The organism is Pseudomonas sp. P110(2024) (assembly GCF_057480795.1).
Genome location: NZ_JBLIYT010000008.1, coordinates 74,996 through 90,041, shown reverse-complemented (window position 1 = coordinate 90,041; position 15,046 = coordinate 74,996). Strand labels below are relative to the sequence as shown.

The window sequence follows — 15,046 nt, the reverse complement described above, 5'->3', positions numbered from 1 at the left end:
AGCTACGCTCCTGGCAATACGCTTTCCAAACAGGCACCCGCACATGCGCATTCTCGTCACCGGCGGCGCCGGTTTCATCGGCTCGGCCCTGGTTCGTCACCTGATCGATCACACCGATCATGAGGTGCTCAACCTCGACAAGTTGACCTACGCGGGCAACTTGCAATCGCTGCTGCGAGTCGCCGGCAACAGCCGCTATGAATTCGTCCAGGCCGATATCGCCGACCAGGCCGGCGTCAGCGCCGTGCTTGCCAGGTTCCAGCCGGACGCCATCATGCACCTGGCCGCGGAGTCGCATGTCGACCGCTCCATCGACGGCCCGGCGGACTTCATCCAGACCAACATTGTCGGTACCTACAGCCTGCTGGAAGCCACCCGAGGCTACTGGAGCACGCTGAACGAGCCCGCCCGTGGAGCATTCCGCTTCCATCACGTTTCCACCGACGAGGTCTTCGGCGATCTGCAGGACACCGGTGACCTGTTCAATGAAAACAGCTCATACGCGCCCAGTTCCCCCTACTCGGCCAGCAAGGCGGCAGCCGATCACCTGGTCCGCGCCTGGCACCGCACCTATGGCCTGCCGACAGTGATCAGCAACTGTTCCAACAACTACGGTCCATATCACTTCCCAGAGAAACTGATCCCGCTGACCATCCTCAACGCCCTGGCCGGCAAGCCGCTTGCGGTCTATGGCAATGGACAGCAGGTCCGCGACTGGCTGTATGTCGAGGATCACGTGCGCGCCCTGCTTCAGGTCGTGACCCTGGGTGAAGTCGGCCAGACCTACACCCTCGGCGGCCACAACGAGCAGCGCAACATCGACGTGGTGCATGCCCTGTGCACCCTCCTGGAAGAGTTGGCGCCCGACCATCCGGCCGGCGTGACCCGCTACGCCGACCTGATCACCCACGTCCGCGATCGCCCGGGCCATGACCTGCGCTACGCCATCGATGCCGGCAGGATCGAGCGCGATCTCGGCTGGATGCCCCAAGAGACTTTCGCTTCGGGTCTGCGCAAGACCGTGCAGTGGTACCTGGCCAACCTCGAGTGGTGCCGCCAGGTCCAGGACGGCAGCTATCGGGGCCAGCGCCTGGGCAACGTCGACTTCAAGGGCCTGATCGCATGACCAAGGGTATCGTCCTGGCCGGCGGCACCGGCACCCGCCTGCACCCCATCACCCTCGGCGTCTCCAAGCAGCTGCTGCCAATCTACGACAAGCCGATGATCTACTACCCGATCTCTGTGCTGATGCTCGCAGGCATCCGCGACATCCTGCTGATCTCCACGCCTCAGGACCTGCCGCAGTACCGCCAGTTGTTCGGCGACGGCAACCCGTTCGGGATCCGCATCAGCTATGCCGAACAACCCTCACCCGACGGGCTGGCACAGGCGTTCCTGATCGGTGAATCGTTCATCGGCGACGATGCCGTGTGCCTGATCCTCGGTGACAACATCTTCCACGGCCAGGGCTTCAGCGAACAATTGCAGCGCGCGGTGCAACAGCCCTCGGGCGCCACGGTGTTCGGCTATTGGGTCAAGGACCCGGAGCGCTTCGGCGTGATTGAGTTCGACGCCGATGGCCGAGCGCTGTCGATCGAGGAGAAACCCCTACACCCCAAGTCCAGCTACGTCGTGACCGGCCTGTACTTCTATGACAACGACGTGGTGAACATCGCCAAGGGCATTCGTCCATCAGCCCGCGGCGAACTGGAGATCACCGACATCAACAATGCCTACCTGGCACGCGGCGACCTGCGCGTCGAACGCTTTGGTCGTGGCTTCGCCTGGCTCGACACCGGCACCCACGACAGCCTGCTTGAGGCCTCGCAGTATGTGCAGACCCTCGAACATCGCCAAGGGCTGAAGGTGGCCTGCCTCGAAGAAATCGCTTTCCAGAAGGGCTGGATCAGCCGCGAGCAGGTGCTGGCCAAGGCCTGCGAACTACAAAAAACCGGCTACGGCCAATACCTGAGCCAGCTGGCCGAAGAGTACCCATGAACATCATTGCCACCGCGCTCCCGGAGGTCCTGATCATCGAACCCAAGGTGTTCGGTGACAGCCGAGGGTTCTTCTGCGAAAGCTACAACGCCCGCGACTTCGCCCTGCAAACCGGCATCGACACGCCGTTCGTCCAGGACAACCACTCCCGCTCAGGTCAAGGTGTGCTGCGCGGCCTGCACTACCAGTTGCAAAATGCCCAGGGCAAGCTGGTCCGCGTGCTGCAGGGCGAGATCCTGGACGTTGCGGTGGACATCCGCAGCCGCTCGCCGACCCTAGGGCAGTGGGTAGCGGTGAGGCTGTCCGCCGACAACCACCGCCAGCTGTGGCTGCCACCCGGTTTCGCCCATGGCTTCCGGGTTCTGGGCGAGTCGGCCGAGGTGCTCTACAAGACCACCGACTACTACAACCCCGACGCCGAGCAGAGCATTCGCTGGGACGACCCTCAACTGGCCATCGACTGGCAGCTGGACGGCCTGCAACCATTGCTGTCGGCCAAGGACCAGGCCGCCACATCATTTGCCGATGCGCAGCTGTTCCCATGAGGATCCTCGTCTGTGGCCGCCATGGCCAGGTCGCGCTGGCACTCCAGGACGCCCTGAGCGGCCTGGGTGATGTGCAGCGGGTCGGTCGCGACGGGCTCGACCTGGCTCACCCGGAACAACTGCGCGCCACGCTGCGCCAGATTGCCCCGGAGCTGATCATCAACGCCGCCGCCTACACCGCGGTCGACCAGGCTGAAAGCGAGACGCGGCAAGCCTACACCATCAACGCCGAAGCACCCCGGGTGCTGGCCGAAGAAGCCGCACGGCTCGGCGCACCGCTAATCCACTACTCCACCGACTATGTCTTCGACGGCAGCAAGTCAGCCCCCTACGACGAAGACGACACCCCCAGCCCGCTGAGTGTCTATGGCCGCAGCAAGCTGGCAGGTGAACTGGCCATCACCGCTGTCGCCGGGGAGCACCTGATCCTGCGCACCAGCTGGGTCTATTCGCATCATGGACGCAACTTCCTGCTGACCATGCAGCGCCTGCTTCAGCAACGCGCTCAACTGAAAGTGGTGGACGACCAGATCGGCGCCCCGACCTGGGCAGCCACCATTGCCGCAAGTACGCGTGCATTGATCGAGCGCTGGCAGAGCGGCCAGGCCGGCGCCTGGGGCACTTACCACCTGACCGCCCAGGGTGAAACCTCCTGGTTCGGCTTCGCCCAGGCCATCGGCGAACAGCTCAAGGCCCGCGACCTGCCCTGCGCCGAACTGCTGCCGATCCCTTCCCGCGACTACCCTACACCGGCAAAGCGACCGCTCAACTCACGCCTGGACTGTTCGCGTCTGGCCCGCGAATGGCAGGTCAGCCAACCGCACTGGCACGATGCACTCATCGACTGCCTCAAGTAGCGCATAATTGCGCCAGACCCTACTGGCGCCCTTATCGTAATGATCCCAAGACCCACGCCTCCCCGCCGCCCCCGCTGGCGCAGCCTGGCCCTGCTGGCGCTGTGCCTGGCCCCGCTGCTGTGGCCATTGCACCACCTGGCCGAGCGCTACTACCAGGACGAACTGGCGTCGCAGAACCGCCAGACCCTCGACCTCTACGTCGCCAACCTGCTGGGCACCCTGCACCGCTACGAGACCCTGCCGCAAATCCTCGGTGACCTGCCAGCGCTGCGTGGCGTGCTGGCCGACCCGTTTCGTCTCGAGGCGGTGACCAACGCCAACCGCCTGCTCAAACACATCACCCAGCAGACCGGCGCCGAGGTGATGTACCTGATGGATGTCAGCGGCAACACCCTGGCCGCCTCCAACTGGGACAAGCAGGACAGTTTCGTCGGCCGCAATTTCTCGTTCCGCCCCTACTTCATCGAAGCAATGGAAGGCCACCTGGGGCGCTTCTTCGGCCAGGGCACCACCTCGGCCAAGCGCGGCTACTTCTTCGCTGCCGCCGTGCACGACCGCGACAAGGTGATCGGCGTGCTGGTGGTCAAGGTCGACCTCGACCACACCGAGACCCTCTGGGGCCGCACCCCGGAACAATTGCTGCTGACCGACCAGAACGGCGTGGTGGTGCTCACCTCGCGCCCGGACTGGCGGTTCCGCGCCACACGCGAGCTGACCGCGGCCGAGCGCCAGGCCATCGTCGCCATCCAGCCCTACCCGACCCAGGCGCCACAGCCGCTGACCCTCGACCAGGCCGCCTGGCTGATCCAGACCCGCGACATCAAGGAAACCGGCTGGCAGGTGAGCATCCTTGCCCCGCGCCTGCTGGTCGATCGCTCGGTGCAGACGGTCATGGCCATCGGCGGCGGCGCGCTGCTGGTGACCATGCTCCTGGCCGGCCTGGTGATGCAGCGCCGCCGCCACTACATCGACCGCATCGACTTCGAGGCCCGTGCCCGCCAGGAACTGGAGCACCGCGTGATCGAACGTACCGCCGACCTCGAAGGCCTCAACACCCGGCTCAAGAGCGCGGTGCTCGAACGCGAAAACGCCCAGCAGGAGCTGGTACGCGCCCAGGACGAGCTGGTCCAGGCCGGCAAGCTGTCGGTGCTCGGCACCATGTCGGCGAGCATCAGTCACGAGCTCAACCAGCCGCTGGCGGCCATCCGCAGCTACGCCGAGAACGCCGAGATCCTCCTCGATCATCAGCGCACCGAGGACGTACGCGGCAACCTCAAGCTGATCGGCGAGCTGACCGGGCGCATGGCCTCGATCATCGCCCACCTGCGCGCCTTCGCCCGCCGCGACCAACACGCCCCGGAAAGCGTGGCCCTGCAACCGGCCCTGGACGACGCCCTCGCGCTGCTGGCCAAGCGCCGCCGGGCCATGGCCGTCGAGCTGGTGCGCGACCTGCCGGAAGCCACTCTGTGGGTGCAAGCGGGCGAAACACGCCTGCGCCAGGTGCTGGGCAACCTGCTGGCCAACGCCCTCGATGCCCTCACCGAGAAGGCCAACCCACGCCGGCTGTGGCTGAGTGCCGAACGCCAGGATGACTGCGTCTACCTGTACATCCGCGACAATGGCCCCGGTTTCAGCCGCCAGGCCCTGGAGCATGCCAAGGAGCCGTTCTTCACCACCAAGACCCGCACCCAGGGCCTTGGGCTGGGGCTGGCCATCTGCGAAAGCCTGATGCATGCACTGGGCGGTGAGCTGCTGCTGGGCAACCACCCGGAAGGCGGTGCCCTGCTGACGCTGAAACTGCGCGTGGCCAAGCCTGGCGCCAATCTGCAATCTTCGGAGGACACCTCGGCATGACCGAGACACTGATCGACAGCCGCGCCCAGGTGCTCCTGGTCGACGACGACCCGCACCTGCGCCAGGCGCTGAGCCAAACCCTGGACCTGGCCGGGCTCAAGGTGGTGGCCCTGGCCGACGCCCAGGGCCTGGCCGGGCGCATTGAGGAAGACTGGCCGGGAGTGGTGGTCAGCGATATCCGCATGCCCGGCATCGATGGCCTGCAACTGCTGGAACAACTGCATGCCCGCGACAGCGAACTGCCGGTGCTGCTGATCACCGGCCACGGCGATGTGCCGCTGGCGGTGCAGGCCATGCGCGCCGGGGCCTACGACTTCCTCGAAAAACCCTTCGCCAGCGACGCCCTGCTCGACAGCGTGCGCCGCGCCCTGGCCCTGCGCCGCCTGGTGCTGGACAACCGCAGCCTGCGCCTGGCCCTGAGCGACCGCCAGCAATTGGCCACGCGCCTGGTCGGCCAGTCGCCGGGCATGCAGCGCCTGCGCGAGCAGATCGGCGCCCTCGCCGGCACCCGCGCCGACGTGTTGATCCTCGGTGAGACCGGCGCCGGCAAGGAAGTGGTGGCCCGTGCCCTGCACGACCTGTCGAGCCGCCGCGACGGCCCGTTCGTGGCAATCAACGCCGGCGCCCTGGCCGAGTCTGTGGTCGAGAGCGAGCTGTTCGGCCACGAGCCCGGGGCGTTCACCGGCGCGCAGAAACGCCGGATCGGCAAGTTCGAGTTCGCCAACGGCGGCACGCTGTTCCTCGACGAGATAGAGAGCATGAGCCTGGACGTGCAGGTCAAGCTGCTGCGCCTGCTGCAGGAACGGGTGGTCGAACGCCTGGGCGGCAACCAACTGATCCCGCTGGATATCCGCATCATCGCCGCGACCAAGGAAGACCTGCGCCAGGCCGCCGACCAGGGCCGCTTCCGCGCCGACCTGTACTACCGCCTCAATGTCGCGCCGCTGCGCATCCCCGCGTTGCGCGAGCGCGGCGACGACATTCTCGTGCTGTTCCAGCACTTCGCCGACGCCGCCAGCGAGCGCCACGGCCTGCCGCCCCACAGCCTGCAACCTGCGCAGCGCGCCATGCTCCTGCGCCACGACTGGCCGGGCAATGTGCGCGAACTGCAGAACGCCGCCGAACGCTTCGCCCTGGGCCTGGAGCTGGCCCTCGATGGCCAGGTGCCCATGGCGCCCCCTGACATCCAGGTGGCCGTGCCGACCGGCAATCTCAGCGAACAGGTCGAGCAGTTCGAACGCTCGCTGATCGCCGCCGAACTGGGCCAACCGCACAACTCGATGCGCAGCCTCGCCGAGGCCCTCGGCATCCCGCGCAAGACCCTGCATGACAAACTACGCAAGCACGGCCTGAGCTTCGACGGCGGTGGCGGGCACGACGACCAGGAGGAAAACCGTCCATGAGCACCGACAGCCAGTACCTGCAAACGGTATTGCACAGTGATATTCCGTTGACCCGCGACATGGGGATGGAAGTCCTCGATTGGCAACAGCATTGCCTGCGCCTGAAGCTGCCGCTGGCGCCCAACGTCAACCACAAGAGCACCATGTTCGGCGGCAGCTTGTACTGCGGCGCGGTGCTGGTCGGCTGGGGCTGGCTGCACCTGCGCCTGCGCGAGATGGGGATCGATGACGGGCATATCGTCATCCAGGAAGGGCAGATCAGTTATCCGCTGCCGGTGACCGGCACAGCGGTGGCACAGTGCCCGGCGCCGGACGAGAGAACCTGGGCGCGGTTCCTGACGATGTACCAGCGTCGCGGGCGGGCGCGGCTGACACTGGAGACGGTGGTGAGCAACGAGGGGAACGACGAGCCTGCCGTGAAATTCAGTGGCCAGTACGTTTTGCATCGCTGAAGGCTTGGGAGCGCTTCACACCCCTTTCCGACCGGTCCGACGCCTCGGCAAGGCCGCTCGTACAGGGAAACGTGATCTCCTGTGGAGCGGCCTTGTGTCGCGATGGGCTGCAAAGCAGCCCGCGGCTATCTCAAACTCGGATCGCGCCTGCCAGCTCGACCAGCGCCTGCCGCCAGCCGGCAGCCTTGGGCAACGCCAGGAAAAACGGATTGAGCAACGACTCCCGCGCCGGATACCGGAACGGCAACCCATCCAGCCCGATCACCTCGCCCCCGGCCCCTTCCAGCACGCCCTGCGCAGCTGCGGTATCCCACTGAGAAGTCGGCGCCAAGCGCGGATAACAGTCGGCGCTGCCTTCGGCCAGCAGGCAGAACTTCAGTGAACTGCCGATATTGGCCAGTTCCAGCTCACCCACTGCGCCACTCAGCCCGGCCAGCAGGGCCTCCTGTTGCGGGCTGGAATGCCGGCGGCTGGCGACGACTGTGAACTTCGCCCCCTGCGCCGGCGCGTTGCGCACCTGGATCGGCTGCGCGACACCCTCAGGCTCCATACGCCAGGCCCCCAGGTCGCGGCCACCGAAATAGCAGCGGCCATTGGTCGGCATTGCCACCACCCCGAATACCACCTCACCGTTCTCGATCAACGCGATATTGACGGTGAACTCCTCGCTCCCGGCGATGAACTCCTTGGTGCCATCCAGCGGGTCGACCAGCCACCAGCGCTGCCAGCCTTGGCGGGTGGCCAGCGGGATCTCGCAGTCTTCCTCGGACAGCACCGGTATCTGCGGTGCCAGCGCTTGCAAACCATCCGCGATCACTCGATGAGCCGCCAGGTCGGCAGCAGTCACCGGCGAATCGTCGGCCTTGCTGGTTACCGCCACATCGGCGCGCCAGAACGGCAGGATCGCCTCGCCGGCCAAGCGGGCGAGCGCCACCACGTCCTGCATCAACTGCCGATCGTTCATACGCTCAATACCCCACGCTGGATCAGCAGGTCGCGGGCCAGGTACAACGCCGCCAGCGCCCGACCTTCGGTGAACTGCGGGTGCATGGCCAACGCCGAAAGCTCACGCAGGTTGACCTTGTCGACCCGCATCGGCTCGGGCTCGTCGCCCTCCAGGCGCTCTTCGTACAGGTCCGAGGCCAGCACCACCTGGATCTTCTGGCTCATGTAGCCGGGCGACAGCGACAGCTCGGTGAGGTGCTCCAGCTGGCGCGCGCCGAACCCAGCCTCTTCCTTGAGCTCCCGGTCGGCGGCAGCCAGCACGTCCTCGCCCGGCTCGATCAGGCCCTTGGGCAGGGACAGCTCGTACTCATCGGTGCCGCCGCAATATTCCTCGACCAGCACCGCGTGCTCGGTATCGAGCATGGCCACGATCATCACCGCGCCATAACCGTTGCCACGGCCGACCAATCGCTCGTAGGTGCGCTCGGTGCCGTTGGAAAAGCGCAACTGCACGGCTTCGACCCGGAACAGGCGGCTGCTGGCGACGATCTCGCGGCTGAGAACGGTGGGTTTCTGGCGCATGGGGCGGCTCCTTGGCGTGAACGGGTTACTATACCGTGGCTAGCCGACTGATCGAGAATTTCCCATGCCCGTTCTTCCCTGGTCCGCCATCGATACCGTCCTGCTGGACATGGACGGTACTCTGCTCGACCTGCACTACGACAACCGCTTTTGGCTGGACCACCTGCCCCAGCGCTACGCCGAGGTGCACGGCGTGAGCCGGGCCATGGCCGAGCTCGAGCTGCACCCGCTGTTCGAGCGGCATGCCGGCACGCTCAACTGGTACTGCCTGGATTTCTGGAGCCGTGAACTGCGCCTGCCGATCCGCGAGCTGAAACAGGAGATCGCCGACCTCATCGCCCTCAAGCCGGATGCCGACACTTTCCTGGCAGCCGTGCGCAAGGCGGGCAAGCGGGTGGTGATGATCACCAATGCGCACCGCGACTCGCTGTCGCTGAAACTGGAGCGGGTGGAACTGGCGCCGTATTTCGAACGGCTGATCAGCTCACATGACTACGGCTATCCGAAGGAGAGTCCGCAGTTCTGGGATGCCTTGCAGGCGGACATCGGTTTTGAACCGGCGCGCAGCCTGTTCATCGATGACACTTTGGCGATTCTGCGCAGTGCCCGGCGATTTGGTGTTGGGCACCTGCTGGCTGTACGCCAGCCTGACAGTCAGGCAGGGCCGAGGGACACACAGGAGTTTGCCGCTGTTGAGGACTATCGGGCGTTGCTGGCGGGGCTATAGGCCCGCGCCCACCAGCGTGGGAGCGGGCTTGCCCCAAGATGTGATCAATCAGGAATACGCAGCACCTGCCCCGGATAGATCTTGTTGGGGTCCTTCAGCATCGGTTTGTTCGCCTCGAAGATCTTCTGGTACTTGTTGGCATCACCATAGACCCGCTTGGAAATGGCACTGAGGGTGTCACCTTTCTCGACCTCAACGAACCGGGCAGCCTGGGCCACCGGGCCGGTGACGGTGATCTGGTCATCCACCGAGGCCACCCCTGCGATATTGCCGGCAGCCAGGATGATCTTCTCCTTCTCCTCCTGGCTGGCAACCTCACCCTTGAGAATGACCTTGTCACCCTCTACAGTGGCCGAGATGTTCGGGTTGCCCAGACCCACGTCCTGGACGTGCTTCTTCAACTGTTCCTCGGCATTGGCATTGCCCGGCGTCAGCAGGTCGATCAACTTCTCGCCGGCTTCCTTCACGAAACTGAACAGGCTCATGTGGCGCTCCTTTGATGGTGAATCCATGGAAGCAGGAGTCTAGGCCAGGATCATCCATCCCGCCCCGCTGCGACCAATCGACGCGCTCTATCACGACATAGACGCTAGCGATTAGACGCCATCGGCACAGGGGCCTAGGCTTGTGGGGTCAAACTGCCAGCCGGTATTCGCCCCGATGAACAGCAAGCCACCGTTCTGCGCGGCGTCCACGCCTCTTGCCCTGCCCGCCGCCAGCAACACCTATGACTACGTCCAGCTAACCGACACGGCCCACGACAGCACCCCGCTGGCCGAGGAAGTAGCGCTGGCCATCGTCTACAACGGCCTGAACCAGGCGGTGATGCTGGTCAGCCCGACCGACCTGGAAGACTTCGCCGTCGGTTTCAGCGTGGGCAGCGGCATCGTCGCCGGTACCGAGGAAATCTACGATGTGAAGCTCTCCGGCAGCGGTTCAGCGCTGTATGCCGACCTGGAGATCTCCAGCCGTGCCTTCTGGAACCTGAAGAACCAGCGCCGTCAACTGGCCGGCACCAGCGGCTGCGGCCTGTGCGGCGTCGAGGCCCTGGAGCAGGCTTTGCCCGAGCTGGACGTGCTGCCCGGGGCGTCGCTGCCGCCCGCGCACTGGCTGAAAGACTTGCGCCAGCGCATCGATGCCTTCCAGCCCCTTGGCCAGCATTGTGGCGCGGTACACGCTGCGCTGTTCATGGACCGCGAAGGCCAGTTGCTGCTGGGCCGCGAAGACATCGGCCGGCACAACGCCCTGGACAAGCTGATCGGCGCGCTGCTGCGCCAGCGCATCGACACCGCAGGCGGCCTGGCCATCGTCACCAGCCGCTGCAGCCTGGAGCTGATCCAGAAAGTCCTTCGCGCCGGCATCCAGACCCTGGTCAGCCTCTCGGCACCCACGGGCCTGGCCCTGCAATGGGCGCGCAAGCACAACCTCAACCTCATCCATCTGCCCAAACATAGCGCACCGCGGGTGTTCAGCCCAGCGGCGGAGTAGCAACAGCCGTGACCTCCTACGAAAAACTGCCAGACAACGCCCCCGCCTCCACCCCTCGCTACAAGCCCTACCCCGGCCCCGCCGGCGGTTGGGGGGCGCTGCGCAGCGTGGCCAAGGCCTGGGTGGGCAGCGACAACGCCCTGAAGAACATCCGCGCCCTGCTCAAGACCAACCAGAACGGCGGTTTCGACTGCCCTGGGTGCGCCTGGGGTGACTCGCCCGAGAGCGGCATGGTCAAGTTCTGCGAGAACGGCGCCAAGGCGGTCAACTGGGAGGCCACCAAGCGCCGCGTCGATGCGGCGTTCTTCGCCCGCTACAGCGTCAGCGCGCTGCTCGAACAGAGCGACTACTGGCTCGAATTCCAGGGCCGCCTGACCGAGCCGATGGTCTACGACCCGGTCACCGACCGTTACCGCCCGATCGACTGGGACGCGGCATTCGCCCTGATCGCCCGGCACCTGAACAACCTGTCCAGCCCTGACCAGGCGGAATTCTATACCTCCGGCCGGGCCAGCAACGAGGCGGCGTACCTGTACCAGCTGTTCGTGCGCGCCTACGGCACCAACAACTTCCCCGACTGCTCGAACATGTGCCACGAAGCCAGCGGCGTGGCCCTGGGCCAGAGCGTCGGCGTGGGCAAGGGCACGGTCACCTACGACGACTTCGAGCACGCCGACGCGATCTTCGTCTGGGGCCAGAACCCTGGCACCAACCACCCGCGCATGCTCGACCCGCTGCGTGACGCGGTCAAGCGCGGCGCCCAGGTGGTCTGTGTCAACCCGCTCAAGGAGCGTGGCCTGGAGCGCTTCCAGCATCCGCAGAACCCGCTGGAAATGCTGACCAACACTGACCGCCCGACCAACACGGCATTCTTCCGACCGGCCCTGGGCGGCGACATGGCGCTGCTGCGCGGCATGGCCAAGTTCCTGCTGCAGTGGGAGCGTGAAGCCCAGGCCAAGGGCGAGCCGGCGATCTTCGACCACGCCTTCATCGCCGAGCACGGCCATGGCGTGGACGAGTACCTGGCGGTGGTCGATGCCACTTCGTGGGAGCAGATTCAGGCGCAATCGGGCCTGACCCTCGCCGACATAGAACTGTCGGCGCGCATGTACTGCAAGGGCAAACGGGTGATCATGTGCTGGGCCATGGGCATCACCCAGCACCGCCATTCGGTGCCGACCATCCAGGAAATCGTCAACCTGATGCTGCTGCGCGGCAACCTCGGCGTGCCGGGCGCCGGCCTGTGCCCGGTGCGCGGCCACAGCAACGTGCAGGGCGACCGCACCATGGGCATCAACGAACGCCCGCCGGTGTTCCTGCTCGACGCCCTCGAAAAGCGCTTCGGCTTCCCGGTGCCGCGCCACAACGGCCACAACACCGTCGAGGCGATCCACGCCATGCTCGACGGCCGAGCCAAGGTGTTCATCGGTCTGGGCGGCAACTTCGCCCAGGCCACGCCGGACAGCGAACGCACCGCGCAGGCGCTGCGCAATTGCGAATTGACCGTGCACATCAGCACCAAGCTCAACCGCAGCCACCTGGTCCACGGCAAGCAGGCGCTGATCCTGCCGTGCCTGGGCCGTACCGATATCGACCTGCAGGGCGAAGGCCCGCAGGCGGTAACGGTGGAGGACTCGTTCAGCATGGTCCACGCCTCCAACGGCCAGCTCAAGCCGCTGTCGCGGCAGATGCGCTCGGAGCCGGCCGTGGTCGCCGGTATCGCCGCCGCCACCCTGGGCAAGCAACCGGTGGACTGGCACTGGTTGGTGGCCGACTACGACCGCATCCGCGACCTGATCGCCGACACCATTCCCGGCTTTGCCAACTTCAATGAACGCCTGCGCCTGCCCGGCGGCTTCTACCTGGGCAACAGCGCCGGCAGCCGCCAGTGGAAGACCGCCAGCGGCCGTGCCAACTTCAAGGCCAACCTGCTGCCCGACAGCCTGCTCGACGAACGCGTGCGCGCCAGCGGCCAGGTGCCGGACCTGATCATGCAGTCGATGCGTTCGCACGATCAGTACAACACCACCATCTATGGCATGGACGACCGCTACCGCGGCGTGCGCGGCCAGCGCGACGTGCTGTTCGTCAACGAAGCCGACATCATCCGCCTGGGCTTCCAACCGGGGCAGAAAGTCGACATCGTGTCGCTGTGGGGCGATGACCATGTACGCCGGGTGCAGGGCTTCACCCTGCTGGCGTTCGATATTCCCGCCGGCCAGGCGGCGGCCTACTACCCCGAGGTAAACCCGCTGGTGCCGCTGGAAAGCATCGGCGACGGCAGCCATACGCCGACGTCGAAGTTCATCGCCATCAAGCTGGAACGAGCGCGGGACGACGGGCGCATCATCTGAGCAAGATTGGGCTAGGCGCGCTCCTACAGGGGGCAAGCGCAGATCCCGAGCACCTGCCCACAAAAAAGCCCTGTTCCGCAATGGTTCAGGGCTTCGTCATAAATAGCTCAGACAGCCGAAATTCGCAAAAGTTTCATACATAATTCAATAACTTAGAGAATTGTGTACAACTCGTGCTACTCGTCGGATTCCGATTGCCAGCCGCCTCGGCGAGCCTCAAATTCCGCTTCGTCATCCCTCTGAGGCTCTCTTGATGAAGAAGTACTCCTCGATTCTGTTGTTGTCTTTTGGTCTGCTCAGCGGCGTTGCCATGGCAGGCGGCACCACCGAAGCCGGCATTGGCGGCGCATTGGGTGGGGTACTGGGCTCCGTGGTGGGCAACTCCATCGGCGGTAGCACCGGCGGCGCCATCGGTGCCGGCCTGGGCGGCGCGGCCGGCGGTGCGCTGGGCGCCGACAAGCGCCAGCGCGGCGAGGCCGCCATCGGTGGCGCGCTGGGTGCAGCAGGCGGCAACGTGGTGGGTCGCTCCATGGGCGGCACCACCGGCAGCTACATCGGCGCGGCCGCCGGTGGTGGCGCCGGTGGCGCACTGGGCAACTACATGGGCAACAAGGCCGACGAAGACGAACGCCACGAGCGTCGCTACCGTCGCGACTACGACGATCGCCGCTACTACGACCGTGGCCACCACTATGGCCATCGCAAGCACAAGCGCCACTGGCGCCACGACTGATCGCCAGGCTTACGCCTGAAACCTAAGGCCCTGCCCTCATCGGCAGGGCCTTTTCGTTTGTATACCCGCCAGAGGATTAGGGGCTGCCCCGATATGGAGGCCACTTGCCACTAGTTATCATCGTCGTTTCGATCAAGCACAGGACGCAGGGAATGCGCACGATCATTACCGCCCCCATCTGTCTGCCACGGGCCAGGAGAGGCTGAAGGATGCCAGGCCGCCGCCCGCCACTGCTCGGCGAAGCCAGCTTTGCGTCGATTCGCCAACGGGTCGTGCAGGCCACCGGCGTGCAACTGGCCGACGACCGCCGTGCCGTGGTCGCGGCACGCCTGCACAAGCGCCTCAAGGCCTTGGGCCTTCCCGACTTCGAACACTATCTCGCCCTGCTCGACGGCCCCCACGGCGCGGGCGAACGCGAGCACCTGCTGCGCCTGCTGGTCGCCCATGACAGCTACTTCTTTCGCGAGCATCGTCATTTCGAATGCCTGGCCCGCTGGCTGGCCGAGCTCGACCACCCCGCACGCCTGTGGAGCGCCGCCTGCGCCACCGGGGAAGAAGCCTGGAGCCTGGCCATGGTCGCCGCCGAAAACGCCCGCCATCCCGACTGGCAGGTGCTGGCGAGCGACTTCAACGCGCAACTGCTGGAAACCGCCGCTGCCGGCATCTACGACATCGCCCAGGCACGCTACTTTCCCGAAGGCTGGCTGGCCCGCCACGGCCTGTGCGGGGTAGGCGAGATGACCGGTCGACTGCGGGTCTCGGCGGCCCTGCGCAAGCAGGTGCGCTTCGAAGCGCTCAACCTGATCCGGCCCCTGCCCAAACAGCTCGGCAGCTTCGACGTCATCCTGTTGCGCAACCTGTTGTCGAACCTGGCGCCACGGTACAAGAACGAGGTACTCCAGCGCCTGCTGGCACACCTGCGCCCCGGTGGCCTGATGATCATCGGTCACAGCGAGAGCGTCCATGCCCTGGGCCTGCCCCTGCGTCCACTACTGCCGTCGGTGTTCGAACGCCTATGATAAGAGGCACTGCCGTGCCCATCGGCAGACAAGGACTGATCGCGCAACCGCGCGGCAGTGCGCTTCCGGATCGAGCAGGCCTGCCGCCC

The 15,046-nt window shown here is 65.7% G+C and carries 15 protein-coding genes; 12 read left to right on the top strand and 3 right to left on the bottom strand.

Going from position 1 to position 15,046, the window contains the following annotated elements; genetic code table 11:
* The first annotated feature begins 43 nt into the window (after positions 1 to 43).
* Genes rfbB through AC25ND_RS14320 form a run of 7 tightly spaced genes read left to right on the top strand, consistent with a single transcriptional unit; the run spans position 44 to position 7,109 of the window.
* Complete coding sequence (rfbB, locus tag AC25ND_RS14350) at positions 44 to 1,126, top strand: dTDP-glucose 4,6-dehydratase (protein ID WP_186594796.1); 1,083 nt, start codon at positions 44 to 46, stop codon at positions 1,124 to 1,126.
* Positions 1,123 to 1,998: a glucose-1-phosphate thymidylyltransferase RfbA gene (rfbA, locus tag AC25ND_RS14345; protein ID WP_028689187.1), complete on the top strand. Its 876-nt coding sequence runs from the start codon at positions 1,123 to 1,125 to the stop codon at positions 1,996 to 1,998. The genes rfbB and rfbA overlap by 4 nt, the downstream gene beginning before the upstream one ends.
* Positions 1,995 to 2,543 (top strand): dTDP-4-dehydrorhamnose 3,5-epimerase, encoded by a 549-nt coding sequence (gene rfbC, locus AC25ND_RS14340; protein ID WP_186594797.1) that lies wholly within the window; start codon positions 1,995 to 1,997, stop codon positions 2,541 to 2,543. Before rfbA ends, rfbC begins: the two co-directional genes overlap by 4 nt.
* Positions 2,540 to 3,400 (top strand): dTDP-4-dehydrorhamnose reductase, encoded by an 861-nt coding sequence (gene rfbD, locus AC25ND_RS14335; RefSeq protein ID WP_186594798.1) that lies wholly within the window; start codon positions 2,540 to 2,542, stop codon positions 3,398 to 3,400. Before rfbC ends, rfbD begins: the two co-directional genes overlap by 4 nt.
* A 39-nt stretch (positions 3,401 to 3,439) precedes the next feature.
* Positions 3,440 to 5,254, top strand: coding sequence for a sensor histidine kinase (locus AC25ND_RS14330; RefSeq protein WP_062362721.1), 1,815 nt, complete (start codon positions 3,440 to 3,442; stop codon positions 5,252 to 5,254).
* Positions 5,251 to 6,657 (top strand): sigma-54-dependent transcriptional regulator, encoded by a 1,407-nt coding sequence (locus tag AC25ND_RS14325; RefSeq protein WP_028689191.1) that lies wholly within the window; start codon positions 5,251 to 5,253, stop codon positions 6,655 to 6,657. The genes AC25ND_RS14330 and AC25ND_RS14325 overlap by 4 nt, the downstream gene beginning before the upstream one ends.
* Positions 6,654 to 7,109 carry a thioesterase domain-containing protein gene (locus tag AC25ND_RS14320; protein WP_062362717.1) on the top strand — a complete coding sequence of 152 codons (456 nt, stop codon included), beginning with the start codon at positions 6,654 to 6,656 and terminating at the stop codon, positions 7,107 to 7,109. Before AC25ND_RS14325 ends, AC25ND_RS14320 begins: the two co-directional genes overlap by 4 nt.
* A 130-nt stretch (positions 7,110 to 7,239) precedes the next feature.
* On the opposite strand, the gene cysQ is transcribed toward AC25ND_RS14320, so the two are convergent.
* Together cysQ and nudE are read right to left on the bottom strand one after the other, a co-directional pair.
* On the bottom strand, positions 7,240 to 8,073 hold the full coding sequence (gene cysQ, locus AC25ND_RS14315) for a 3'(2'),5'-bisphosphate nucleotidase CysQ (RefSeq protein ID WP_186594799.1): 834 nt from the start codon (positions 8,071 to 8,073) through the stop codon (positions 7,240 to 7,242).
* Positions 8,070 to 8,636 carry an ADP compounds hydrolase NudE gene (gene nudE / locus AC25ND_RS14310; RefSeq protein ID WP_028689194.1) on the bottom strand — a complete coding sequence of 189 codons (567 nt, stop codon included), beginning with the start codon at positions 8,634 to 8,636 and terminating at the stop codon, positions 8,070 to 8,072. Before nudE ends, cysQ begins: the two co-directional genes overlap by 4 nt.
* A gap of 64 nt (positions 8,637 to 8,700) precedes the next feature.
* Here nudE and yrfG point away from each other — a divergent pair, with 64 nt between their 5' ends.
* The gene (gene yrfG / locus AC25ND_RS14305) at positions 8,701 to 9,363 is read left to right on the top strand and encodes a GMP/IMP nucleotidase (RefSeq protein WP_186594801.1); all 663 of its coding nucleotides are present in this window, start codon (positions 8,701 to 8,703) and stop codon (positions 9,361 to 9,363) included.
* A gap of 44 nt (positions 9,364 to 9,407) precedes the next feature.
* On the opposite strand, the gene lysM is transcribed toward yrfG, so the two are convergent.
* The gene (gene lysM / locus AC25ND_RS14300; protein WP_028689196.1) at positions 9,408 to 9,848 is read right to left on the bottom strand and encodes a peptidoglycan-binding protein LysM; all 441 of its coding nucleotides are present in this window, start codon (positions 9,846 to 9,848) and stop codon (positions 9,408 to 9,410) included.
* A 175-nt stretch (positions 9,849 to 10,023) separates the two neighbouring features.
* On the opposite strand from lysM, the gene fdhD reads away from it, so the two are divergent.
* The 4 genes from fdhD to AC25ND_RS14280 all read left to right on the top strand — a co-directional run bounded on the left by fdhD (position 10,024) and on the right by AC25ND_RS14280 (position 14,957).
* Positions 10,024 to 10,851, top strand: a complete 828-nt coding sequence (gene fdhD, locus AC25ND_RS14295; protein WP_186594803.1) for a formate dehydrogenase accessory sulfurtransferase FdhD — start codon at positions 10,024 to 10,026, stop codon at positions 10,849 to 10,851.
* A gap of 8 nt (positions 10,852 to 10,859) precedes the next feature.
* Positions 10,860 to 13,205 carry an FdhF/YdeP family oxidoreductase gene (locus AC25ND_RS14290; RefSeq protein WP_186594818.1) on the top strand — a complete coding sequence of 782 codons (2,346 nt, stop codon included), beginning with the start codon at positions 10,860 to 10,862 and terminating at the stop codon, positions 13,203 to 13,205.
* 253 nt (positions 13,206 to 13,458) lie between these two features.
* A complete protein-coding gene (locus tag AC25ND_RS14285) occupies positions 13,459 to 13,938 on the top strand; it encodes a glycine zipper domain-containing protein (protein ID WP_028689199.1) in 480 nt (159 codons plus the stop codon).
* 209 nt (positions 13,939 to 14,147) lie between these two features.
* Positions 14,148 to 14,957, top strand: coding sequence for a CheR family methyltransferase (locus AC25ND_RS14280; RefSeq protein WP_186594820.1), 810 nt, complete (start codon positions 14,148 to 14,150; stop codon positions 14,955 to 14,957).
* Positions 14,958 to 15,046 lie beyond the last annotated feature (89 nt).